General features: G+C 69.7%; 22 protein-coding genes and 1 riboswitch. Of the genes, 7 read left to right on the top strand and 15 right to left on the bottom strand.

Annotation, left to right across the window (positions count from 1 at the left end):
• Positions 1-6: 6 nt before the first annotated feature.
• The 4 genes from ACFXKA_RS09605 to ACFXKA_RS09590 are packed head-to-tail and all read right to left on the bottom strand — an operon-like array spanning position 7 to position 5,106.
• Positions 7-1,473, bottom strand: coding sequence for a UbiD family decarboxylase (locus ACFXKA_RS09605; RefSeq protein ID WP_379426816.1), 1,467 nt, complete (start codon positions 1,471-1,473; stop codon positions 7-9).
• Positions 1,470-2,069, bottom strand: a complete 600-nt coding sequence (locus tag ACFXKA_RS09600; protein WP_379426815.1) for a UbiX family flavin prenyltransferase — start codon at positions 2,067-2,069, stop codon at positions 1,470-1,472. The genes ACFXKA_RS09605 and ACFXKA_RS09600 overlap by 4 nt, the downstream gene beginning before the upstream one ends.
• Positions 2,054-3,370: a M20 family metallopeptidase gene (locus ACFXKA_RS09595; RefSeq protein WP_379426814.1), complete on the bottom strand. Its 1,317-nt coding sequence runs from the start codon at positions 3,368-3,370 to the stop codon at positions 2,054-2,056. Before ACFXKA_RS09595 ends, ACFXKA_RS09600 begins: the two co-directional genes overlap by 16 nt.
• The gene (locus ACFXKA_RS09590; RefSeq protein ID WP_379426813.1) at positions 3,367-5,106 is read right to left on the bottom strand and encodes an amidohydrolase; all 1,740 of its coding nucleotides are present in this window, start codon (positions 5,104-5,106) and stop codon (positions 3,367-3,369) included. Before ACFXKA_RS09590 ends, ACFXKA_RS09595 begins: the two co-directional genes overlap by 4 nt.
• Positions 5,107-5,212: 106 nt before the next feature.
• Here ACFXKA_RS09590 and ACFXKA_RS09585 point away from each other — a divergent pair, with 106 nt between their 5' ends.
• On the top strand, positions 5,213-5,800 hold the full coding sequence (locus ACFXKA_RS09585) for a TetR/AcrR family transcriptional regulator (RefSeq protein WP_379426812.1): 588 nt from the start codon (positions 5,213-5,215) through the stop codon (positions 5,798-5,800).
• Between the two features lie 224 nt (positions 5,801-6,024).
• Here the strand turns inward: ACFXKA_RS09585 and ACFXKA_RS09580 are convergent, their stop codons facing one another.
• The 3 genes from ACFXKA_RS09580 to ACFXKA_RS09570 form a co-directional block, all read right to left on the bottom strand.
• Entirely contained in the window at positions 6,025-7,254 is a 1,230-nt protein-coding gene (locus tag ACFXKA_RS09580; RefSeq protein WP_379426811.1) for a cytochrome P450, read from the bottom strand.
• A gap of 11 nt (positions 7,255-7,265) precedes the next feature.
• Complete coding sequence (locus tag ACFXKA_RS09575) at positions 7,266-8,495, bottom strand: cytochrome P450 (protein WP_379426810.1); 1,230 nt, start codon at positions 8,493-8,495, stop codon at positions 7,266-7,268.
• Positions 8,496-8,638: 143 nt separating this feature from the next.
• Positions 8,639-9,697, bottom strand: coding sequence for a polyprenyl synthetase family protein (locus tag ACFXKA_RS09570; protein ID WP_379426809.1), 1,059 nt, complete (start codon positions 9,695-9,697; stop codon positions 8,639-8,641).
• 317 nt (positions 9,698-10,014) lie between these two features.
• Here ACFXKA_RS09570 and ACFXKA_RS09565 point away from each other — a divergent pair, with 317 nt between their 5' ends.
• The gene (locus ACFXKA_RS09565) at positions 10,015-10,638 is read left to right on the top strand and encodes a carbonic anhydrase (protein WP_379426808.1); all 624 of its coding nucleotides are present in this window, start codon (positions 10,015-10,017) and stop codon (positions 10,636-10,638) included.
• Between the two features lie 70 nt (positions 10,639-10,708).
• Here ACFXKA_RS09565 and ACFXKA_RS09560 read toward each other — a convergent pair whose 3' ends face one another.
• Positions 10,709-11,494 (bottom strand): hypothetical protein, encoded by a 786-nt coding sequence (locus ACFXKA_RS09560; protein WP_354832208.1) that lies wholly within the window; start codon positions 11,492-11,494, stop codon positions 10,709-10,711.
• 90 nt (positions 11,495-11,584) lie between these two features.
• A complete protein-coding gene (locus ACFXKA_RS09555; protein WP_354833141.1) occupies positions 11,585-11,770 on the bottom strand; it encodes a hypothetical protein in 186 nt (61 codons plus the stop codon).
• A gap of 233 nt (positions 11,771-12,003) precedes the next feature.
• Positions 12,004-12,175, bottom strand: a riboswitch (M-box (ykoK) riboswitch).
• Between the two features lie 404 nt (positions 12,176-12,579).
• Here ACFXKA_RS09555 and ACFXKA_RS09550 point away from each other — a divergent pair.
• Together ACFXKA_RS09550 and crcB are read left to right on the top strand one after the other, a co-directional pair.
• The gene (locus ACFXKA_RS09550) at positions 12,580-13,098 is read left to right on the top strand and encodes a fluoride efflux transporter FluC (RefSeq protein WP_379426807.1); all 519 of its coding nucleotides are present in this window, start codon (positions 12,580-12,582) and stop codon (positions 13,096-13,098) included.
• Complete coding sequence (crcB, locus tag ACFXKA_RS09545; protein ID WP_379426806.1) at positions 13,095-13,454, top strand: fluoride efflux transporter CrcB; 360 nt, start codon at positions 13,095-13,097, stop codon at positions 13,452-13,454. Before ACFXKA_RS09550 ends, crcB begins: the two co-directional genes overlap by 4 nt.
• A 96-nt stretch (positions 13,455-13,550) precedes the next feature.
• Here crcB and ACFXKA_RS09540 read toward each other — a convergent pair whose 3' ends face one another.
• A complete protein-coding gene (locus tag ACFXKA_RS09540; protein WP_379426805.1) occupies positions 13,551-14,438 on the bottom strand; it encodes an alpha/beta fold hydrolase in 888 nt (295 codons plus the stop codon).
• Between the two features lie 75 nt (positions 14,439-14,513).
• The gene (locus ACFXKA_RS09535) at positions 14,514-14,978 is read right to left on the bottom strand and encodes a nitroreductase/quinone reductase family protein (RefSeq protein WP_379426804.1); all 465 of its coding nucleotides are present in this window, start codon (positions 14,976-14,978) and stop codon (positions 14,514-14,516) included.
• Between the two features lie 627 nt (positions 14,979-15,605).
• Between ACFXKA_RS09535 and ACFXKA_RS09530 the strand changes: the two genes are divergently transcribed.
• Positions 15,606-16,130, top strand: a complete 525-nt coding sequence (locus ACFXKA_RS09530; RefSeq protein WP_379426803.1) for a hypothetical protein — start codon at positions 15,606-15,608, stop codon at positions 16,128-16,130.
• Here ACFXKA_RS09530 and cbiE read toward each other — a convergent pair.
• Together cbiE and ACFXKA_RS09520 are read right to left on the bottom strand one after the other, a co-directional pair.
• On the bottom strand, positions 16,127-17,371 hold the full coding sequence (gene cbiE, locus ACFXKA_RS09525) for a precorrin-6y C5,15-methyltransferase (decarboxylating) subunit CbiE (protein WP_379426802.1): 1,245 nt from the start codon (positions 17,369-17,371) through the stop codon (positions 16,127-16,129). The genes ACFXKA_RS09530 and cbiE overlap by 4 nt on opposite strands.
• Positions 17,368-18,129, bottom strand: a complete 762-nt coding sequence (locus ACFXKA_RS09520) for an SDR family NAD(P)-dependent oxidoreductase (protein WP_379426801.1) — start codon at positions 18,127-18,129, stop codon at positions 17,368-17,370. Before ACFXKA_RS09520 ends, cbiE begins: the two co-directional genes overlap by 4 nt.
• A gap of 67 nt (positions 18,130-18,196) precedes the next feature.
• Between ACFXKA_RS09520 and ACFXKA_RS09515 the strand changes: the two genes are divergently transcribed.
• Positions 18,197-18,619: a PPOX class F420-dependent oxidoreductase gene (locus tag ACFXKA_RS09515; RefSeq protein ID WP_354832195.1), complete on the top strand. Its 423-nt coding sequence runs from the start codon at positions 18,197-18,199 to the stop codon at positions 18,617-18,619.
• A 149-nt stretch (positions 18,620-18,768) separates the two neighbouring features.
• On the opposite strand, the gene ACFXKA_RS09510 is transcribed toward ACFXKA_RS09515, so the two are convergent.
• Positions 18,769-19,896, bottom strand: coding sequence for a M24 family metallopeptidase (locus ACFXKA_RS09510; protein WP_379426800.1), 1,128 nt, complete (start codon positions 19,894-19,896; stop codon positions 18,769-18,771).
• 388 nt (positions 19,897-20,284) lie between these two features.
• Between ACFXKA_RS09510 and ACFXKA_RS09505 the strand changes: the two genes are divergently transcribed.
• Positions 20,285-21,253 (top strand): 5'-3' exonuclease H3TH domain-containing protein, encoded by a 969-nt coding sequence (locus tag ACFXKA_RS09505; RefSeq protein ID WP_379426799.1) that lies wholly within the window; start codon positions 20,285-20,287, stop codon positions 21,251-21,253.
• On the opposite strand, the gene ACFXKA_RS09500 is transcribed toward ACFXKA_RS09505, so the two are convergent.
• Positions 21,254-21,661: a hypothetical protein gene (locus ACFXKA_RS09500; RefSeq protein WP_379426798.1), complete on the bottom strand. Its 408-nt coding sequence runs from the start codon at positions 21,659-21,661 to the stop codon at positions 21,254-21,256.
• Between the last annotated feature and the right edge of the window lie 42 nt (positions 21,662-21,703).

Raw genomic sequence — 21,703 nt, 5'->3', positions numbered from 1 at the left:
AAGCCCTCAGTTCTTTCCGCGGACGTCGATCGGGGTCGGATTCCAGGCGGCGACGCGGTGCTTGATCCGGCGTTTGAGGTCGTCCGGATAGCTGGTCGCGAAGTCGCTCCGCAACGGAATGTCCTGTGGTGCAAGGTCGATCGGCCAGGTGCAGTCGAGCAGGACGTTCGCGCCGCCGGCCCCGAGGGCGCGGTGCGGACCCGGCGGCAGGTAGGGCTGCAAGGGTGCGTTGTAGAAGCCGGGGTAGACGTGGATGTCCCGTGCCGGATGGCATTTGGCCACGATGGCGTGCAGGACGGCATCGGTGTCCATGGGGTCGACGTCGGTGTTCACCACGATGACGTAGGGCGTGAGTTTGCTACCGGCCGCGTCGGACCAGATGGTGGCGGCGATGCGCTGCGGAAGTCCCGCGATCGGGGTGTCGGTCGAGACGACGACGGCCATCCCATTGCCGGCCCGGGGTACCCCGACCTTGTCGATGGGCAGTCTGGCCTGCAGCAGGGCGCGTTTGAAGTTCGCCGCCATCTGGATCTGCGGGAACACCATGTCCATCGGGATGCCCATACTGCACGTCGGCAGGATCGCCCGGTGCCGATAGGTGACGGCGGTGACCCGCACGACCGGGGCCGGGGCCGGATCGGAGACCAGGTAGCCGGGGTATTCGGCGAACGGCCCCTCGGGCAGGACGTCACCCGGGGACACCGTGCCCTCGACCACGATCTCGGCATCGGCGGGGACGGTGAGATCGACGGTCTTGCACCGCACGAGTTCGACCGGGCGGCCGCGCATCCCGCCCGCGATGTCGACCTCCGAGACTCCGGGCGGCGCGCCCGGACCGCCCAGGATCGTGTAGAGCGGGTCACCGCCGAAGAACATGGCGTACGGCATGGGACGGTCCGCGCGGTGGTAGGCGGCCATGATGCGGCCGCCGTGGTTGATCTGCGGATGCAGGGTGATGCCGAGCGCCCGGGGCCCGTGGATCATGCCGCGGTAGATGCCCCAGTTGGTCCAGTCGCTGTCGGGGTCCTTGGTGACGCTGACGCCGAAGGTGCCCAGATACCGGCCGCCGTCACCGGGGTGGCCGTGGATGGCGGGCAGTCCGGTGAGGTCCGCGTCGTCGCCGAGCAGGACGTTCTGCTGACACTCCCCCTCGGCGACGACGACGGGTTCGGTGGTGCGGCCGAATCGTTCGCGATAGCAGTCGATGATGTCGTGCACATCGGTGTCGGCGGGCAGGCCGAGCGCGATCGCGACACCCGGGAAGGTCGCGAACATGTTGGCCGCCAAGCGCATTCCTGGAATCGAATCCTTGATGCAACTGTAGATCGGTCCGGGCAGCCCGGATTCGAGGAGGTGGCGGTTGATCGCGCCGGCCTCGAGGTACGGGTCGACGGGCTCGTCGATGCCATGCATCAGCCCCGCCTCGGTGAGGGTGTCCAGAAATGCTCGGAAATCGGTGCGGGCGTGGTTCATCGGTCCTCTTCGGGAGTGTGCCAGCGGGCGAAAAGGTGGTGGTCGATGCCGAATTGGTCGAGGATCTTGCCGGCGGTCTGCCGGAGCAGGTCATCGATGGTCCGGGGCCGGTGATAGAAGGCCGGCACGGGTGGCAGCACCGTCGCCCCGGCGAGGGTGACGGTCTCCATGTTCCGGATGTGGATCAGGTTGAGCGGTGTCTCGCGCACCGCCAGCACCAGCGGGCGGCGTTCCTTGAGGGTGACGTCCGCCGCCCGGGCCAGCAGGTTGTCGCCGTGCCCGGTGGCCACGGCCGCGAGCGTGCGCGCCGAGCACGGCACCACGGCCATGCCCAGGGTCCGGAAGGACCCCGAGGAGATGGCGGCGGCCAGGTCGGCGGGGTGGTGGACGACATCGGCCAGCGCTGCCACCTCCTCGACGCTCGAACCGGTTTCGAGCCGGATGCAGCGCCGCGCCCCGTGCGAGATGACCAGATGCGTTTCCACCGCCCGGGTTTCGGCGAGCGCGCGCAGCAGGGTGATGCCCAGTTGCGGCGCGCTCGACCCCGAGATGCCGACGACCAGGCGGGGCTTGGGAGCGTTCAATCCGTACCGCACCAGTCGATCGCGGCTGTCGCGTATGTCTTTGCGGCACAGACCAGTTCATCGATCGCGCACCGCTCGTCCACCGCGTGCGCCATGACCAGAGGCCCCGGCCCCAGCCCGACGGCGGGGATGCCGGCCGCGGTGAACCAGGTGAGATCGGTGGCCGACGGGAAGGGCCGCACCTCGGGCACACCCGCGAAGGCGGTGTCGAGCGCGGCCCGTTCACGCGCCGCGCAGACCGTCCGGGTGAACGGATGATCCCCGTCGGTGCGCCCGCCCGGATAGTGCATGGGCCAGTCGATGCGCGGCGGGTTGGCGCGCAACCACGGGTCCTGCTGCGCGATGCCGGTGACCGTCTGCACGATCTCCGACTGGATCTCGGCCACCGGCACCGCCGGCGGATAGAAGATCGCGTAGTCGAGGGTGGTCTCGTCGGGGATGAACGCGACATTGCGGCTGCCGCGCGCACCGCCGTCGATCACATCGAGACCGATGGTGAACTGGCCCTTGTCGAACAGCGGATCGACCCGGCTCACCACCCACTCGTCCTCCAGCCGGCGCAACCCGTCGTGGATGCGCAGGGCCGCGTCGATCGCGCTGGCGGCAACCGGTTCGCCGGGATACCCGGCCCGCATGTGGGATCGCATCGACGCGTGCGCCGCACGCCCGGTGACCGAGATGCGCATGACCAGCACGCCGGGAGTCGCGGGCATGACGGTCAGCGGGACGCGGGCGCCGGTGGGCTCGGCGATGATCGCCGCGTCCGCGGTGAAGCCGCGCTCGAGGACCGCGGAGGTCCCCATGTGGTGTTCGAGATTCTCCTCGCCCGCCACGCCCTGCAGGATCAGGTCGCCGCGCAGCCGCACTCCGGCCTGCCGTAATGCCATGGCGGCGAACGCCTGGGCGATCAGTCCGCCCTTCATGTCCACCGAGCCCCGGCCCCACACATGGGTGTCGTCGACGAAGGCGGTGAACGGGTCGTGCGTCCATTGCGCGGCGTCATCGGCCGGAACGACATCGACATGACCGTTGAAGATCAGCGACCGTCCGCCGCCGTGCCCGCGCAGCACCCCGACGACATTGTCGCGGCCCGCGGCCTTGCCGAACAGTTCGGTCTCCGCGCCGGCCTGCCGGTACAGCCCGGCCAGCAGCCCGGAGACCGCCGACTCGCCGCCGACCAGGTCCTCGTAGTCCTGGTCCGGATAGGTGGGGTTCACGCTGCGGATGGCGATGGCCTCGGCGAGCTCGGCCACCAATTCGTCACGCAGGCCGTCGATCCGAGCGAGCACACGATCCGTTGCCCGGGCGTTCACGCGCGTACCTCCTGAGTCTCGGCGGCTGCGGCGAGATCGCCGCTGTCGTGGACGGCCGTGCCGCCCAGATAAGTGCGCAGCACCTTGGTGTCCCGTAGGTCGTCGATCGGGCATGTCACCGGGTCGCGGTCCACGATCACCACATCGGCGTGGTTTCCCGGTGCGAGCGAACCGATTCCGGGCCAGCCGAGCACCTTCGCCGCACCCGTGGTCCACATGTGCAGCGCGTCGGCGCGGGACACCTTCTGGTCGGGTCCGTCATTGCGGTGGTCGCTGCCGGCGAATCGGTGGGTGTGCGCGAGTTCGATCTGCTCCCACGGATTCTTCGGTCCCCAATCCGATCCGCCCGCCAGGTCCAAGCCGCATTCGGTGAGCCGGTGCAGCGGTTCCAGATCGCGCCAGACGTGCTCGCCCATCCGCTCGCCGTACATCGCGCCCTTCCCCCACGCGAAGCCCGCACTGGTGGTGACCTGGAAGCCGAGGTCGGCGTAGCGGCGGGCCTGCCGCGGCGTGATCGTCATGGCGTGCTGCAGGATCCAGCGCCGGTCGCGGAAATCGTGTTCGCGCACCACGCGTTCGGCGATGTCGAGGAAGTCGTCGTGCTCGCGGTAGGCGCCGAGGCACAGGTTCGCGCGAATGTCGTTGGCGGCGCAGAACCTGACGAACGCCTCCTCCTTCTCCAGCGACACGAAACGCACACCGCGCGTGGGACGGCCGAACGGGTCCGAGTAGGTCTCGTAGGTGGCGAAGTAGCCCGAGAAGCACGGGCCGCCGGGGCTCAAGGTGAGACCGTCGACGCGCAGCAGATCGTCGTCGAGATCCGAGGCCAACTCGGCGAGGTGGCGCAGCCGGTCGTCGAACTCGGCGCCGGTCAGCGGATCGAACGGATAGAAGATGACCGACTCGGCATCCAGCGTCGCCTGGACGCGCAGGGTCAGGGCATCGGTGGCGCGCAGATGCCGGTACAGCGCAAGGTGTTCCGGTTCCATGGCGTGACCCTCGTACACGCTGGTCACCCCCTGCGCCGAGTAACGGGCCATTTCGGCCGTCGTCCCGGCGACCGCGTTCGCCATGTCCGGCGGTGGCAGTTTGGTGAGGATCTGACCCCAGAAGGGGTCGTAGGTGTAGTAGTTCGTCACGGGTCCCCGCAGGATTCCGGTCAGGTCGCCGGATTCGTTCTTCTCGATCTCGACATCGCAGACCCGGTCCGGGATGAACGCGGTGAGCCCGACGGCCCGCAGCCCGGCGGTGTTGAACGCCACCACATTCGGCATGCGGGGCGCCCAGGCCTGGATGAGCACCGGATGCGCGTCGGTCGCGGTGTCGAGGGTCCACCGATCGGGCAGGCGACGCTCGAGCAGGTCCCGCTCGGAACGGCGGATGAAGTAGTGCGGCTCGCCCACCGGCGTGCACATGATCCACTGCCCGGGCGGCGTTTCCGCGGCCTTGGCCCGGATCCGCGCCACGATGTCCGCGTGATCGACCGCGTCGGTCAGATCCACCAGCCCGCCCGCCAGCATCCCGAAGTGCATGACGTGCGGGTGGGTGTCGATGAGTCCGGGCAGGACCACGCCGTCGCCGGCGTCGACGTGCCGGGCGTCCGGCCCGGCCGCCGCCCGCATGGTGTCGCGGTCGCCCACTGCCAGAACGCGTCCCCCGGACAGCACGAGTGCCTGGGCCTCCGGGGTGTTCGGATCGAGCGTGCGTACCCGCCCGGTGATGATCGTGTTGGTCATACCCGTCCTTCGCTGCCAACCGTTGTGTTGACTGCGCACACCGTACCTCGAGTTTTCTCCATTTGGAGAAAATTCGCGAATCGAGGTCGACGGTACGATGACCTCCATGACGACCTCCGTGCGCGAGCCGCGGATGGCCCGGGGGGCCGCCCGCCGCGAGGCCCTGCTGGAAGCCGCGATCCGACTACTGGCCCGCGAAGGCGCCCGCGCGGTGACCCACCGCGCCGTCGCCGCGGAGGCGGGAACCACCCACGGCAACGCCCGCTACTACTTCGGCACGCTCGACCAACTGCTCGACGAAGCCCTGCGCCAACTGGCCGCCCGGCAGATCGACGAGGTCCGCGCCCTGTTCGATGGCTTACCGGATGTGGATGTCCCCCAACGGATTTCACGCCTCGTCGACTACGTGACCGGAACCCTGGCCGGCGACCGCGACGCCGCCGTCGCCCGCTACGAGTTCTTCCTGGAAGTCGCCCGCCGCCCCACCCTCCGGGCCAGCCTCGACGAATGGGGTGCCACCCAGCGCGCCGCCTTCGCCGGCGAACTCCGCGGCGCCGGAGCCGCCGACCCCGAAGCCGCCGCCGCCGACCTCCTCACTCTCGTCAACGGCCTGATCCTCGAGCAACTCGCCCTGCCCACCGACGATTTCGAATCCGCCCGCCTCCGACCGGCCATCGCCCGCTTCTTCCCCTGAGGCCGTACGCCTTTCCGCGATCGATCGGACCAGCCCGAGTTTCCGCCGCCCCCGCGCGACCCAGCCGCAGTGAACTGATCGAGCTGATCGATCCCTGCACGAGGGTGTCCTCGAGATCGCGACCGAGCGCTTCGGGCTCGACGGAGGCCCGGAAGCCTATCGGGGGCCGGCGGCGGGCACGATGCGCGGCCGCGCCGACATCGTGCCCTGATACCGCTCGCGGACTACCGGTCGGCCGTGAGATGGACGGGCAGCGAGGCATGTCCGTTGGAGATGAAGCTGGGCAGCGCGGGGAGTTCGTCCACCGGGACGGCCAGGCGCAGGTCGGGGAAGCGGTGGAAGAGCTGCGGGAGTGCGATGTTCGCCTCCAGGCGGGCCAGGGGCGCGCCGAGGCAGTGGTGGACGCCGTGGCCGAAAGCCATGTGGCTCTTGTTCTCCCGGGTGACGTCGAATTCGGTGGCGGTGTCGCCGTGCACCTTCACGTCGCGGCCGGGGGCGGCGTAGCAGACGATGATGGGGTCGCCCTTGGCGATATGGACGTCCTCGTAGTCGATGTCCTCGACGGCGAATCGCAGCGGGGCATGTACGACCGCGGTCTCGAAACGCAATGACTCCTCGACCAGTTCGGGCCAGGCGACCTCCCCCGCGCGCAGCGCCTTCAGCTGATCGGGGTGCCCGAGTGCGGCGGTGATGGCCTGGTCGAGCAGGTTGATGGTGGTCTCGTGGCCCGCGCTGATGACCAGCAGCAGGGTGTCGACCAGTTCCTGTTCGGCCAGTCGCGAACCGTCCTCGTCGTCGCGCGCGGCGATGAGCGCGCTGGTCAGGTCGTCGCCGGGCTCGGCACGCTTGCGGACGACGAGTTCGCCGAGCAGGCGGTAGAGCTCGAAGTAGTTGGCCGCCGCTTCCTCCGCGCCGAGGGTGGTGTCGAACAGAGCGTCGGCGCAGACCCGCAGGCCGGGCAGCATCTCGTCCGGGACACCCATCAATTCGGAGATGACGCGGATGGGAAGCCGGTAGCAGAACGCCTCGCGCAGGTCGACCACCTCACCGGCCGGCAATGCGGCCAGCGTGTCGAGCAGTTCCGCGGTGATGGCCTCGATCTGCGGCTGCAGGGCGGCGCTGCGGCGCACGGTGAAGGCGGGCGCGACGAGCTTGCGCAGTCGCCGGTGGTCGGCGCCGTAGGCGGTGAACATATTGTTCACCGCCACCCATGCGAACAACGGCCAGTCGGTCTGCACCTCACCGTTGATGAACGCGGGCCAGTGCTGACGCGCGTCCTTGGACACCCGGGCATCGGTGAGCAGCAGTTCGAGCAGGCGGGTATCGGTGACCGACCACGCGCGCACCCCACCGGGCAGCTCCACCAGGGTGGCGGGTCCGCGCTCGCGGAGCCGGGCGATCTCGCCCTGGGTGTCGACGCCGGTGGGGTCGAGGGTGATGGATTCGGCGGTCATTGGTGTTCTCCTCAGTTCACGTGCATGGGCAGGGCCGGCGGGAAAACGACGGGAAGTGCGCTCAGCGCGCGATGGAAAGGCCCCGGCCGCCAGATCAATTCGGCGTCGGGGACGGCGAGCCGCAGTTCCGGCAGCGCGTCGAGCAGCTGGTCGATGGCGTCCTGGGCGATGAGGTAGGCCGGCGACCGGGCCGGGCACGCGTGCGGTCCGACGCTCCACGCGAGATGCGCGCGGTTGTCGGTGAATTCGCGCGCGCCGACCGCGGGATCGTTGTTGCAGGCCGCCATGCTCACCACCACCGGCTGATGCGCCGGCAGCCACACGCCGTCGACGAGAATCGGATGCCGCGGATAACTGACGCAGTAGTTCGCGCCGGGCGGGTCGGTGAACAGCACCTCGTCCAGGGCGCCGCGGGTGGACAAGCTGCCACCCAGCAGGCTTCCGGCGAACCGGGTGTCGGTGAGCATGAGCCGCAGGGTGTTGACGATGAGGTTCTGCTCGGGTTCGATGCCCGCGCCGTAGAGGGTGACGATCTGGTGGATCATCTCCTCGTCGGTGAGCTCCGCCGGGTGCGCGACCAGCCGCGACACGACGTCGTCGCCGGGCTGGGCGCGTTTGAGCACGACCAGCTCCAGCACGGCCGAGGTGATCATCTGGTTCCCGGCCTCGGCGTCGACGCCCTCCCAGATCGCCGCCTGGCCGGCCGCGATGCGCTGCCCGATGGCCGGCGGGCAGCCCAGCAGTGCGTTGATCATGTGGAAGGCGAGCGGAAACGCGTACTGCGACACCAGATCCGCGCTCCCGTCCGCGCAGAAGGCGTTGATCAGCGGTATCGCGACCCGTTCCACGGTGGCGTGCAGGGCGTGCGGATCCACCGCGTCGAGTGCGGCCACATTGACCGTCCGGTACCGCCGATGATCGGATCCGCTGCTGCGCAGCGCATTGGGCCGCCATTCGAGCATCGGCATGACCGGGCTGTCCGGCGGCGCGGTGCGCTGCCACACGCGCGGATCGGCGGGAAAATGCTCCGGGTCGTTGAGGATTCGCAGTGCCGTCCGGTACCCGATCACCAGCGTGGCCGGCACTCCCGGCGCCAGCTCCACCGGTGCCAGCGACCCGCATCGCGCCCGCAGCTCACGATAGATACGGTGTGGATCCGCCGCGAACTCGGCCGAGTACAGCGGCACGCGTGATTCTCCACCCACGGCCTGTGCCCCATCGGCAACGCCGCCATGCGTCATAACCAGTCAATTCTCTTGTGCTCCAGCCGATCCCGGGACCGGCCTCGGCCACCGTAACAGAGGAACCGGCCTGCGCGACGGCAACGAGCCAGAACGGCGAACTCGCGCTCGGCGCGGGCCGCGAGATGGCCGTTCGCCCCGCCTCAGCCGATGATCATGTCGGCGGCAGTGCGCAGTCCCGCCGCCGCGAATTCGGGGATCCGGGTGTCGTCGAGGGCGGTCCCGATCAGCATCCGGCGCTGCCCGATCATCCGCTCCACTTCGAAACGTGCGGTGACGGACAGGATGTCGCGGCAGAGCGCGGCGCCGGATTCGTCCAGGCGCGCGTTGCCGACAAGCCCGGTCAGGTGGTCACGGCGCTCGGGGCTGGCATGGCGCAGGGCCAGCGCGAGCAGGACGGTGTGCCTGCCCTCGCGCAGATCCTGCAGGCCGGCCTGGCCGACCGGCTCGACATCGTGGAAGACGTTGCGCAGCTCGTCCTGCAGCCGCGCGGCCTCGCCCAGCGGGCAGGCGTAGGCGGTCAGCGCCCCCATCACGTCCGCGTCCGCGTCGGCGAGCGCCGCGCCGACGTGCAGGGGCCGCTCCACCATGCATGCCACGGTGCGATAGCGCAGGATCTCCAGCGCCTGATCCAGATCCGAGGTCGGGCGGCCGCTGGTGACCAGTTCCAGGTAGCGGCCGTAGTTCACCTCGGTGCGCAGGGTGTCGAGCACCGCCGCGGCCGCCGCGCTCTGCGCCGGGGAGAGTCCGGCGCCGTGCAGCAGCTCCTGGGCCCAGCCCAGGCCGCAGTCGCCGAGGACGATGGCGCTGCGCGCGCCGAACCGTTCGGCCGCGTGCCCGTCCCGGACCCGCCGGCTGCGGTCGGCGGCGATGCGATGCACGGTGGGCCGCCCGTCGCGGGTGTCGCGATCGTCGAGGAGGTCGTCGTGGATCAGCGTGGCGGTGTGCAGGAGTTCGACCGCGGCCGCGGTCCGCACCACCGCGTCCGGCAGTTCGATCCCGCCGCCCGCGTACCAGCCGAGGACGCAGAACAGCGACCGGATCCGGTTCCCGCGGGCGAACAGGAAGGAGCGGACCGCGCCCACCACGTCCGCGGGCAGCCGGCGGGCGGCCGCCGATTCGGCCTTCCGGTCGAGGAATTCGTGCAGGGCGGCATCGATCCGCACGCGAATCGCGCCATGGTCGAGGGGTGAATCGGTCACGGCCGACACCGTCATCACAGTCTCCAATCCCGCGCGCCGAAAGCGTCGAACAACTCCACCGCGTCCGGCCGGGCCGAACGGGACTGAAACCAAAGAGATTGTAATGGACATCACGGAGGTGGGTAAACCGGCACCGCCGCCACGCCAGGCGACACACCGGCCTCGGCATGTCACGAATCCCTTTGTTGCACAAACCAATAGACGCACCGATGGTCGTCCGACCGTCCAATCCCGCGCGTCATCGGACCAAGCGTCCGGAACACGAACGGACGGGGGTGGGTCGGCACACCCGATCGCCGATGTGCAGAATCGGACATATGCCTCACTCAAATCCGATCAGCGCCTGGAAATCTCTTCGCGAAGGCAACGAGCGTTTCATGCGGGGCACCCAGGTCCACCCCAGCCAGGGCGCCGGTCACCGCGCCGAGCTGGTCGGCGGCCAGCACCCCACCGCCATCCTGTTCGGCTGCGGCGATTCCCGGGTCGCCGCCGAGATCATCTTCGACCAGGGCCTCGGCGACATGTTCGTGGTCCGCACGGCCGGGCACGTCATCGACAGCTCGGTGCTGGGTTCCATCGAATACGGCGTGCAGGTGCTCAATGTCCCGCTGATCGTGGTGCTCGGTCACGACAGCTGCGGCGCCGTCAAGGCCACCCTCGACGCGCTCGACGGCGGGGCGGTCCCCGGCGGGTTCATCCGCAGTCTCGTCGAGCGCATCACCCCGTCGATCCTGCTCGGCCGCCGCGAGGGCCTGAGCACCGTCGACGAGCTCGAGGCCCGGCACGTGGCCGAGACCAGCCGCGTGCTGATGGAGCGCTCGCAGATCATCTCGCACGCGGTCGACTCCGGCCGCTGCGCCATCGCGGGCGTCACCTACCAGCTCGAGGACGGCCGCGCCCACCTCAACCAGGTCATCGGCAATATCGGCGAACAGCCCTGAAATCTGCCGCGCGTCGATTCGACATCGTGGCAGCTTTGCCGAACCCCGAGCGCTGCAGCCCTTCTCGACGTCACGGGTGCACGCCGACCGCCTGCACCCGGTCCTGCCGGCGCGCGAGCACCGCGATGAGCACGACCATGGGGACCGCCGCGGCGAGGGTGACCCAGCCGGTGCCCAGGTTCAGGCCGTCGCTGCGGTCGGAGGCGAGCCAGTCGGTCACCGAGGCGCCCAGCGGGCGGGTGACCACGTAGGCGGCCCAGAAGGCGAGCACCGGATCGATCCCGCCCCAGCGCCGGGCCACCGCCGGCACCGCGATCGCGACAGCGAACAGCAGGGACGACACCAGGTAGCCCAAATGCAGTGTCGCGGCGGTGAAGTCGCCGGCGACGGTGCCGAGCGCGAAGGTCACCACGACCGTGGTCCAGTAGCAGCCTTCACGCCGGCGGGTATCGATACTGTGCACATCCAGGGTGCCCTCGACGCGGTACCAGAGCAGCAGCACGCCCGCGAGCAGGGCCAGGAACAGCACAGTCGAGATCCCCAGCGGAATTCCGACCACGAAATCCACGATGTCGGCGACCATGGTGCCGAAGATGGCCACCATGACCACGGCGGTCCAATAGGTCCAGACGCGGTAGCGGGGCGCGCGGATCTGGGCGGCCAGGCTCACGGTGAAGAGCACCAGCGCACCACCGACGGCTAGCAGCGGCGGCAGATGCTTGACCAGGAAGTCGGAGAAGGTCTCTCCCATTCCGGTGGAGAGCACCTTGATCACCCAGAACAGCGCGGTGATCTGCGGGACCTTGACGGGCAGCCCGGAGCGGGCCGAATCAGGAAGTGTCACATGGTTTGTCACGCCGACACTGTGCCGCCGGGCCGCTGAGAAACCGCTGTGAAGACCACCCTCCCGCCGCGGCCGCGGGCGTCGGCCCGCGGCCCCGAGGGCCTACGCGTGGTAAGGGTGACCGCCCAGGGAGGCGGTGTAGACCGCGACCCGGGAGCGGGCGATGCGCAGGTTGGCACGCTCGGATTCGGTGAGGTGGTGGCGCGCGCGAACCCGCCGCGCGGAGTCGCCGAGCACCGACAGGACGGTCAGCGGGGTGCGGGTACGCGGAAACGCGATGACGGCCATGGGAGAACTCCTTCGGAGAATCGGCCCGCCACGAAATTCCGAATGCTTCAGGAAGCGCTCGGTGCGCGGCAAGCCGGGAACGACAATGGTTTTCGAACCGGACTGGGATACGGACTATCGCCGGAACTCATTCGCCCCTCACCTCCTTGCCGCCGGGACGCACGCGCGTCGACCTCATCTACGGGTGTCGCACCGGGCGGAGGGGAAAAGCAATGCCACGACCAGTGACATTGCGGGCACCCCTCTCGTCAGAGCTTCGGCACTGCACGACGTATCCCCTTAGCCGGGAAGCCACTTCGGATCACCCCTTAATCCGGGGAGATCTGTCCTAACCCTGGGCGTCTCTCGACGTCGTCGGATCAGTGGCCTGTGTTCGTACAGGAGCCTCGCCTAGCGAGGTGCTGACCGACCCATACTGAACCGGGGGCCGCCACCGAGTCAAATCACTCGGCGCTCGAAGTCGTCGATTTCACCACCCGCAGCTGGGCCGGACTCCCCGCGAAGTCACCGGATCCGTTCCATCGCAACGGAACTCGGCCAGGACCCCCGTTCCTTCCGCCGCGTCTTCCAGCGCCGGCACGGCCACCCGCCGGCGACCCTGGATGCCGCGTCCGCACCCGGAGGCCGCGACAGATGGGGCGTGATCTGACCCACATCGCCAACGGAGACCCGCGTAGGCTCGCTATCCTTTTCGAGATGCGGCGGTGGGGCTCGCCGCTCCTAACTCACGGAACAACCGCGGCCACCGGCCGCCAACAGTCCCTACCCCACAATGACACCCTCGGGGTGCGCTGGAGTAGGAGACGCGTGTGAGCAGTGAGCTGGATTCGACCCATGGTGTCGAGACCTTCGAACCGATCGACCCCGATGTCGATCTGCATCAACCCGGGCAACCACAGGAACCGTCGCGATCGCACGGCGCGATCCTGGCCGTGATCTCGATCGGCGGGGCGCTCGGCGCGCTGGCCCGATACGGGCTCGCGCTGGAGTGGCCCACCCCGGTCGCCGGGTTCCCGTGGGCCACCTTCCTCACCAATGTGGCCGGCTGCTTCCTCATCGGCGTGCTGATGGTGATCGTCACCGAGACCATCACCGCCCACCCGCTGGTACGCCCGTTCCTCGGCGTCGGCATCCTCGGCGGATTCACCACCTTCTCCACCTACGCCAACGAAACCCGCGGACTGCTGCAACCGGGCACGGTCGCAACAGCATTCACCTACATGGGCGCCACCCTGGTGTGCGCGTTGCTCGCGACCCTGGTCGCGGTCCGCCTCACCCGCGCGGCCTGCACCCACCAGATCGCCCGACGCCGGGAGGCCACCGCATGACCGCGCTGCTCGTCATTCTCGGCGCGATGGTCGGCGCCCCGGCGCGGTATCTCACCGACCGCGCCATCCAGACCCGCCACGACAGCGTCTTCCCCTGGGGCACACTGACGGTCAACCTCACCGGCTGCCTGATCCTGGGCTCGCTCGCCGGCGCCGCGGTCTCGTCTCCCACCTACGCGCTCGTGGGCACCGGATTCTGTGGCGCACTGACCACGTACAGCACGTTCGGCTACGAGACCATTCGTCTCGCCGAGCAGCGCTCGTATCTGTACGCCACGCTCAATGTCGCCGTGAGCGTCATCGCGGGGCTCGGCGCGGCGCTGCTCGGATACACCACCGCCCACGCACTGGGATAGGGCGGCAACACATCTCGATCGACACGGCGGGTAGTCCACACCTGCGGAACTCGTCGGCCTCCGACCTCGGCTGCACCGTTGCCCGACACCCGCCGGTCACGGCGTGTTGCCGATTCCGAGGGAGTCCAGGATGTCGGCCGGACGCTCGACGAACAGCAGGTGGCCCGCCCCGGGCACGAGATGCAGCCGGGCGTCCGGGAGCGCCGCGGCGAGCCGCCGGGCATCCTCGGCGGGGACATTGCCGTCGACCTCACCGTGCCAGACCTGCACCGGCACGGTCACGTCGGACAGCCGGAATCCCCATTCGCGGGTGAAGACCAGCCGGATGTCGGAAGCGAAACCACGGCTGCCCTGCTCGAAACTGCGCCGCAGATTGGCCTCCAGCTTGTCGGCCAGCTCGGGATCGCCCTCGACCCGCTCGCGATCCACCTCCGCCATCTGCGCGACCAGTCCCGCGACCCCGTGCTGCCGGCGGATCACCAGCGACATCTCCATCGCCATCGGATACACCAGAAAAGGGGCCCGCCGCAGGACATTCAGCCCGCGCCGACGCCGGCGCGCCGCCGGATCGAGGTCCGCGGCGTCGGCCTGTTCACCGAGCGGCGCGGGCGCGGAAACGAGCGCCACGCCCGTGACCCGGCCGGGCAGCCCGGCCGCGACGGCCAGCGCGAACGGCCCGCCACCACTCACCCCGATGACCCCGAATCGCCCCAGCCCCAGCCGATCCGCCAGCGCGGCCACCGTGCCCACCCAGTCCGCCACCCGCTCCCCCGCGGGCAACGACGATTCCGCCATTCCGGGCCGATCGACCGCAATGACGCGAATTCCCGCCGCCATCCCGGCCGCATCGAAAGCCTCACCCTCCAAATGTGTTCCGGGCACGCCGTGGCAGTACAGCACCGGTATCCCGTCTCCCGCACCGTACTCGGCACAGCTCACCCGGCAGTGCGGCAAAGCAATCGTTCGCGACGCAGCGGCACTCACGCCGAGCAGCCTAGGCCAAACCCGCCCCCCGCAAGTCGAGCAACCATGTTCCACACCTGCCGGGTCGCGCCGCCCTCACCTGGTTTCGAGAAGGACAACCGGTATCACCCGCTCTCCCGCCTGCTGCTGATAGAACGCGAAATCCGGCACCGCCGCGACGAACTCCGGCCACAGCCGATCTCGTTCGCCCGGATCGGCTACCCGAGCCCGCACCGGCAGTACCTGGCCGCCGATCTGAATCACGGTGTCTGGATTGGCCTTCAGGTTGTGGAACCAGGCCGGATGAACGGGCTGCCCAGCCTTGGACGCCGCGATCGCCACCGCGTCCCCGGCCTCCACATACATCACCGGGGACGTCCGCCGCACACCGCTCTTCGCCCCGACATGATCGAGCAGCAGGATCCGCGCGCCGCGGCGGCCGGGCAGGTGCCCGCCCAGGCTGCCCCGCGACCACCGATAGACGCGGACATGAACCTTCGTGGATCGACGCCCGGCATAGACACCCCGGCGGTTCGCGAATTGCGCAAGGGCGGAAACCATTCGAGCGAACAGTGCCATGACGCCAGTAAACACACCTGACGCCACGCGCGCAGGCAGTGCGCGCGGAAACGGGTCGGCACCCGCCTCGGGTCCCCGATCCGGACTCGTGCCCGCGTTTCTCTACGACGCCGCTGCGGACAGACCGGTCCGGTTCCTGCCCCTGTCTTTTCTGCCGCCGCTGACAGTCGGTGGACGGTGCGCCGCCGGGAGGCGCTGACTCCCCCTGGCGCTCACCTTCCGCCGAACTCGTGACCCGGCGGCTTTGCAGCGATCCTTCCGGCCCCGCTGGGGCGGATCTTCGGCCCCGAGCGATCTCCCCGCTACAGATTCACGACGTCTGACCTGTGTTGTTGCCAGATCTGCGGAACGTCTGGACTATCGAAGGGGACGGGCTCGACGTGGTCGAGAAGTGTTGGGGCAGGGTGGCCCACGAGTGCCATGTGGTGAAACTCGATGGGCTGACCCGTGTGTCGCTCTTGTGACACCGTGCCGGACCGGTCCACAGCCAGATGGTCGCCGCCGAATGAGCGAATACATGGCAATCACTGTGTGGTGCCGTGGCACCGCCTCGCTCTGCGCCTGGCACCGAGCCCGGCAGTGGAATTCGGCACGGAAGGATCGAAGGCGATGACCGACATGATGATCGACCCGGCGGCCGCACGTAGCCAGTTCGCCCGCCCCGGGGCGGCGGTGCCCGCCCCGATACCGGCGCGCGGCGACATCTCCGGCCCGGCCGCCGTCTGGCAGCAGGCGAAAACGGTGCTGGTGACCCGGACCACCGGCCCGCGCCGGCTGGTCACCGTGCCGCGGCTGGTGGTCCCCATCGGTGACAACGGTCTCGCCTTCCGGACCTCGTCGTTCTCCGCCGAGGCCGAGCAACTCGCCGAGGACGGCCGGGTGCTGGTGCAGCCCGGCGACTGGCGCGGCAATCCCAAACTCGGTTCCCGCCAGCTCCAGGGCACGGCCCGCCTGCTGAGCACGGGCACTTTCGTACCCCGGGTGCAGGCCGAGATCGAGGCCAAGTACGGGTGGCGCACCGCCCTCGCCCGGGCCGCGCACCGCCTCGCCAACGGGAACGCGCCCTACGGCAACCTCATCGTGCTGGTGACCGTGTTCGAACCCGGCCCGATCGCCCTGCCCCCGATCGACTAGCCCGCTGCCGCACGGGGTTTCACGACCGACCACTGGGTCACCGGCAGCTGTGGCCGCCAGGCGGTGAAGCCGCCCAGCGGTTCGGCCCGATACACCTGGAAACGGCGCAACGCGCCGCCGTGCCGCTCGGCCAGGCGCAGTAGCAGCACATCGGATTCGGCGGTCACCGCGCTCGCGACCAGCCGGCCCCCCGGGCGCAGCCGCTCCCAGCAGGCGTCGAACATGTCGTCCTGGGTGAGCCCGCCGCCGATGAACAGCGCATCCGGCGCGGGCAGTTCCGCGAACGACTCCGGGGCCGCGCCACGCACCTCGACGCCCGGCACGCCCAGCGCCACGGCATTGGCCGCAATCTGCTTGCGGCGGTTCTCCATTCGCTCGAAGGCGACGGCGCGGCAGGCCGGGTTCGTGCGGCACCACTCGATGGCGATGGTGCCCGAACCGCCCCCGACATCCCACAGCAGCTCACCCGGTGTGGGCGCCAGCGCCGCGAGCGTGAGCGCCCGCACCTCGGCCTTGGTGAGCTGGCCGTCGCCGCCGTACACCTCGTCGGGCAGGCCCGGCATCCGCGTCAGGCGCGGCGAAACCCGGTCGGCGACACCGTCGATGGCCACGACGTTCAGCGCATCTCCGGCCGGGTGGTCCCACCGCGCGGCGGTGCCGCGCACGATCCGCTCGTCCGGCCCGCCGAGCTGTTCCAGCACCGTGAGCGCCGACCCGCCGAAGCCATTGCGCGCCAGCAGCTCCGCGACCTGCGCCGGAGTGTGCTGGTCGGAACTCAGCACCAGCATCCGGCGCCCGCCGGACAATTCCGGGAGCACCGTCTCCACAGGCCGCCCGACCGCGCTCACCACCGGCGTCTCGTTGAGCGCCCAGCCCAGCCGTGCGCAGGCCAGCGACGCCGACGACGGCTGCGGCAGCACCCGCAGGGACTGCGCCCCAAGCAGTTTCGTCAAGGTCACCCCGATACCGAAGAACATGGGGTCGCCGCTGGCCAGCACACCGAGCCGCCGCCCCGCGTACCGTTCCAGCAGTCCCGGCAGCGCGGGCACCAGCGGCGAAGGCCACGGCACCCGCTCCGCCCGCGCCGCTTCCGCGGGGATCAGCACCAATTGCCGTGCGGAGCCGAGCAATACCTCACACGCGGCGATCTCGCGCCGCGCCGCGCCGCCCAGACCATCCCAGCCGTCAGCACCGATGCCGATCACCGGAATCGGCATCAACGGGCGCGAGGTTCCGGTCATCGCGGCATCCGCCGCCACACCGAGTACGGCACATAGCGCATGGCCACGAACAGCAGCCGAATCCGCCGCGGCACCGCCACATCCCGCACCCGCCGATACAGCCCCGCCACCACCGCGTCGGCCACCTGATCGGGTGTGCTCGACAGCGGCGCGGGCTCCATCCCGGCCGTCATCCGCCCGATGACGAATCCGGAACGCACCATGAGCAGGTGAACTCCGCTGCCGTGCAACGCCATCTGCAACCCGGACGCGAACCCGTCCAGACCGGTCTTCGCCGAGCCGTATACGTAGTTCCCGCGCCGCACCCGCACACCCGCGATGGAACTGAACACCACGATCTGACCGTCGCCCTGCTCGCGCAGCAGATTCGCCAGACTGGTGAGCACGCTCACCTGGGCGACGAAATCGGTCAGCACGATCTCGACCGCGTGCGCCGGATCCTCCTCGGCCCGAGCCTGATCCCCGAGAATCCCGAATGCCACCACGGCCACGCCGATGCGTCCGTGCTCGGCGATGATCTTCTCCAGCAGCGGTTGGTGCGACGCCATGTCGTCGGCGTCGAACTCGACGCAGTGCACCGCCGCCGCCTCGGCGATCAGCAACTCCTTCGTCTGTTCCTGTAGCTGGTCACTGCGGCGCGCCGCCAGAATCACCACCCGGCCGGGCGACAGCCGTCGCGCCACCTCCAGCCCGATCTCACTCCGCCCGCCGAGCACCAGCACGACGCCCTTGTCGACGTCCCGCGATCCGAAACCCATGGCCCACAGTTTGCCACCCGGGCACCGCTGTCCGGTGCTCCCGAGGCCGGATTGCTAGCGTCGGATCATGACCAGCACCGCTGCACGCCCGGAACTGTCGCCCGCCGCCGCCGACTTCGTCACCGAACGCCACCTCGCCACGCTCTCCACACTGCGCGCCAACGGCACCCCGCATGTGGTCGCGGTCGGGTTCACCTGGGATCCCGAGGCCGGCATCGCGCGCATCATCACCAATGACGGGTCGGTCAAGGTCAACAATGTGCGGCGCTCGGGCTACGCGGCGGTGAGCCAGGTCGACGGCCCGCGCTGGATCACCCTCGAGGGTCCCGCGACCGTGCTCGACGACCCCGATTCGGTGGCCGACGCGGTCGAGCGCTACGCCGGGCGCTACCGGCAGCCCCGGGAGAACCCGACCCGCGTCGTGATCGCCATCGATGTGCAGCGCGTGATGGCCAGCAGCGTCTTCAAGGGCGACTCCGCCGGGCACTGACACCGGTCCCGATTGGTGCGCGACCGATCACTGTGCGCCACACGGCACGTCCAATCTCTCGAGTGCGCACCCGACAGGGAGAGCCGGTGAAAGCGGCGGCCTCGCGGGCCCGGGCCGTCGTACCTGCGTGGGCCGAAGGCGGCCAGGCGCTATAGGCGGGTCAGTCCGTGGGGGCGGTTGTTCATCGACTCGCAGCCGTCCTCGGTGACGATCACGATGTCCTCGATGCGCGCGCCCCAGGCTCCCGGGAAGTAGATGCCCGGCTCGATGCTGAAGGCCATGCCGGGCGCGAGGACCAGGTCGTTGCCGGACACGATGTAGGGCTCTTCGTGCACCGACAGTCCGATGCCGTGGCCGGTGCGGTGCACGAAGTAGTCGGCAAGCTCGGCAGCGGCCAGCACATCGCGGGCGGCGGCATCGATGGATTCGGCGGTGACGCCCGGCCGCACGGCGGCCACCGCGGCCGCTTGGGCGCGTTCCAGTTCGGCGAACTGCGCGGCCACCTCCTCGCTCGGCTCGCCCAGTACGTAGGTGCGGGTGGAATCGGAGAAGTAGCCGGGCTCGACCGGACCGCCGATATCGATCACCACCACGTCACCCGGCGCGATCACCCGATCCGACACCAGGTGGTGCGGGTCCGCGCCGTGCGGGCCGCTGCCCACGATGACGAAGTCGGCCTCGGTGTGGCCCTCCTCGACGATGGCGGCCGCGATATCCGCGCCCACCTCGGCCTCGGTGCGGCCGGGGCGCAGGAACTCGGCCATGCGGGCGTGCACCCGGTCGATGGCCGCGCCGGCCCGGCGCAGGGCCTCGATCTCGCTGGGGTCCTTCACCATTCGCAGTTCGCGCAACAGCGGGGTGGCCGAAACCGGTAGCGAGCCAAGCTGATCCGAGATGGGCAGCAGGTGCAGGGCGGGCATGACATCGGTGACCGCCACCCGCGCACCGGCATTGAGCACGTTCCGGACAATGCGATACGGGTCCACCCCGTCCACCCAGTCCACGATCTGCAACCCCAGCTCACCGGCCGCCGATCCCTTCAACGAGGCCAGCTCCAGCTTCGGGATCACCACCGAGGGTGTCTCCCCGCTGGCCGGGATCACCAGACAGGTCAGCCGCTCGAAGGACTGCGCCCGCGACCCCATGAGGAACCGCAGGTCAGGACCCGGTGTGATGAGCAACGCGTCGAGATGAGCGTGGCGCGCCAACTCGGCAGCCCGCTCCAATCGTGACCCGTAGACCTCCGCCGCGAACCGTGACTCGTCATGAGCGCTCATGCCCACCGACGCTACTCCCCAACCCCGCCACCCTCCAGCCACCGCCGAACTTCGCACCCCCACCACTGTGTGCCACCACCGGACCACGCCCCGAGCCCCCTGCCGCTCAGCAGGTTTCGTCCAACTCGCGAACGACATATCGTCTCGACCGCACCGACCCGGCTCCACGTCAACTCCGACGAGCAATCCCTGGGCGGCGTGTGGACCGGGGGCGACAGCCTGCCACCGACCACCCATGTGGCGCACCTGTCCGGACAGCGCAGCGAACTCCGCGGCCGCGATGCGCCGAGGTATCGGCGTCCGACGATCGCGGAGACGAATTCCACGCGCCCGACTACCCAACCGCGCTGCGCGGACCTGTCGGCCGGTCCCGGTAGGGTCGACCGCTATGAGCACCCCTGCCGCCGGTCCGCTGCTGCTGCTCGATGGGGCCAGTCTGTGGTTCCGGGCGTTCTATGCGATCCCGGAGAAGATCACCGCACCCGACGGGCGTCCGGTCAATGCGCTACGCGGGTTCACCGACATGGTCGCCGCGCTGGTCAAGCAGCATGCGCCGAGCCGGTTGGTGGTGTGCCTGGACCTGGACTGGCGGCCGCAGTTCCGGGTGGATCTGCTGCCGTCGTACAAGGCCCACCGGGTGGCCGAGGACGCCGGCGAGCCGGTCGCCGGGGTCGTGGCCGAGGAAGTCCCGGACACCCTCACCCCGCAGGTCGACATGATCATGGAGGTGCTCGAGGCCGCCGGCATCGCGACCGCCGGCGCCGAGGGCCTCGAGGCCGATGACGTGATCGGCACCCTGGCCACCCGGGAAGGCACCGACGAGGTGATCGTCGTCAGCGGCGATCGGGACCTGCTGCAGCTGGTCCGCGACACCCCGGCACCTCCGGTGCGCGTCTTCTACGTCGGCCGCGGCCTGGCCAAGGCGGAGCTCTGGGGCCCGGCCGAGGTCTCCGCCAAATACGGTGTGCCGGAAGAGAATGCGGGCCCCGCCTACGCCGATATGGCCACCCTGCGCGGCGACGCCTCCGACGGTCTGCCCGGCGTCGCGGGCATCGGCGACAAGTCCGCCGCCCAGCTCATCTCCCGTTTCGGCTCGGTGGAGGCCCTGCGCGCCGCGGCCGCCGATCCGGACTCCGATCTCGCCAAGGGTGTGCGCGCGAAACTCGTTGCCGCCGACGACTATCTGAAGGCCGCGGCCCCCGTCGTCCGGGTCGTCCGGGATGCCGACGTCGCGCACTCGGGCCCGGACCTGCTGCCCGTCACTCCGGCGGACCCGGATCGCCTCGCGGAACTGGCCACCGCCTACAACGCCGAGAATCCGGTCAAGCGGCTCATCACCGCCATGGCCAAGCGCTGATCAGTGCCGTAGCGGACCCACCGGCCAGGTCTCGGGCTTGCCGTCGAGATCGGTGATGGCGGCCTCGGTGAAATAACCGTCCTGCAGATTGCGCAGGGTGATGTGGGTGGTACCGGAGGCGGTCTTCCCGGCGGCGCAGCTCGGCTGGCACACGCGCCGGTACTCGGTGCCGTCGCCCTCGGCGGTGTCGGGACCCCAACTGCCCCAGGTGATGTCGCGGACGCTGAGCCCGCCGTCGCCACACGCCAACACCATGCCGGCAGGCTGCACATCGGTCTTGTTGGTAATGCAGTCGTTGACCACGGGGCCGGTTGCCTTGGCGCCCGCGAACGGCGCGGACGCCAGCCCGGCGCTCGCCACGGCCACCACGGTCGCGGTCCAGCCCACGATACGAACAGTCGAACTCATCTTGCCCCCGATCACGATCAACGAGAAGATTTCGGCCCACTG

This window comes from Nocardia sp. NPDC059228, from assembly GCF_042754245.1.
Classification (GTDB): domain Bacteria; phylum Actinomycetota; class Actinomycetes; order Mycobacteriales; family Mycobacteriaceae; genus Nocardia.
The sequence above is the reverse complement of the archived record's forward strand: the minus strand, read 5'-3'. Positions and strand labels throughout refer to the sequence as shown.

Bases quoted from the DNA above. Each gene is read 5' to 3' on its own strand.
- ACFXKA_RS09605 (WP_379426816.1), bottom strand. From the start codon at position 1,473: ATGAACCACGCCCGCACCGATTTCCGAGCATTTCTGGACACCCTCACC.
- ACFXKA_RS09590 (WP_379426813.1), bottom strand. From the start codon at position 5,106: ATGACCAACACGATCATCACCGGGCGGGTACGCACGCTCGATCCGAAC.
- ACFXKA_RS09585 (WP_379426812.1), top strand. From the start codon at position 5,213: ATGACGACCTCCGTGCGCGAGCCGCGGATGGCCCGGGGGGCCGCCCGC.
- ACFXKA_RS09580 (WP_379426811.1), bottom strand. From the start codon at position 7,254: ATGACCGCCGAATCCATCACCCTCGACCCCACCGGCGTCGACACCCAG.
- ACFXKA_RS09575 (WP_379426810.1), bottom strand. From the start codon at position 8,495: ATGACGCATGGCGGCGTTGCCGATGGGGCACAGGCCGTGGGTGGAGAA.
- ACFXKA_RS09565 (WP_379426808.1), top strand. From the start codon at position 10,015: ATGCCTCACTCAAATCCGATCAGCGCCTGGAAATCTCTTCGCGAAGGC.
- ACFXKA_RS09555 (WP_354833141.1), bottom strand. From the start codon at position 11,770: ATGGCCGTCATCGCGTTTCCGCGTACCCGCACCCCGCTGACCGTCCTG.
- crcB (WP_379426806.1), top strand. From the start codon at position 13,095: ATGACCGCGCTGCTCGTCATTCTCGGCGCGATGGTCGGCGCCCCGGCG.
- ACFXKA_RS09535 (WP_379426804.1), bottom strand. From the start codon at position 14,978: ATGGTTTCCGCCCTTGCGCAATTCGCGAACCGCCGGGGTGTCTATGCC.
- ACFXKA_RS09530 (WP_379426803.1), top strand. From the start codon at position 15,606: ATGACCGACATGATGATCGACCCGGCGGCCGCACGTAGCCAGTTCGCC.
- cbiE (WP_379426802.1), bottom strand. From the start codon at position 17,371: ATGACCGGAACCTCGCGCCCGTTGATGCCGATTCCGGTGATCGGCATC.
- ACFXKA_RS09520 (WP_379426801.1), bottom strand. From the start codon at position 18,129: ATGGGTTTCGGATCGCGGGACGTCGACAAGGGCGTCGTGCTGGTGCTC.
- ACFXKA_RS09515 (WP_354832195.1), top strand. From the start codon at position 18,197: ATGACCAGCACCGCTGCACGCCCGGAACTGTCGCCCGCCGCCGCCGAC.
- ACFXKA_RS09510 (WP_379426800.1), bottom strand. From the start codon at position 19,896: ATGAGCGCTCATGACGAGTCACGGTTCGCGGCGGAGGTCTACGGGTCA.
- ACFXKA_RS09505 (WP_379426799.1), top strand. From the start codon at position 20,285: ATGAGCACCCCTGCCGCCGGTCCGCTGCTGCTGCTCGATGGGGCCAGT.
- ACFXKA_RS09500 (WP_379426798.1), bottom strand. From the start codon at position 21,661: ATGAGTTCGACTGTTCGTATCGTGGGCTGGACCGCGACCGTGGTGGCC.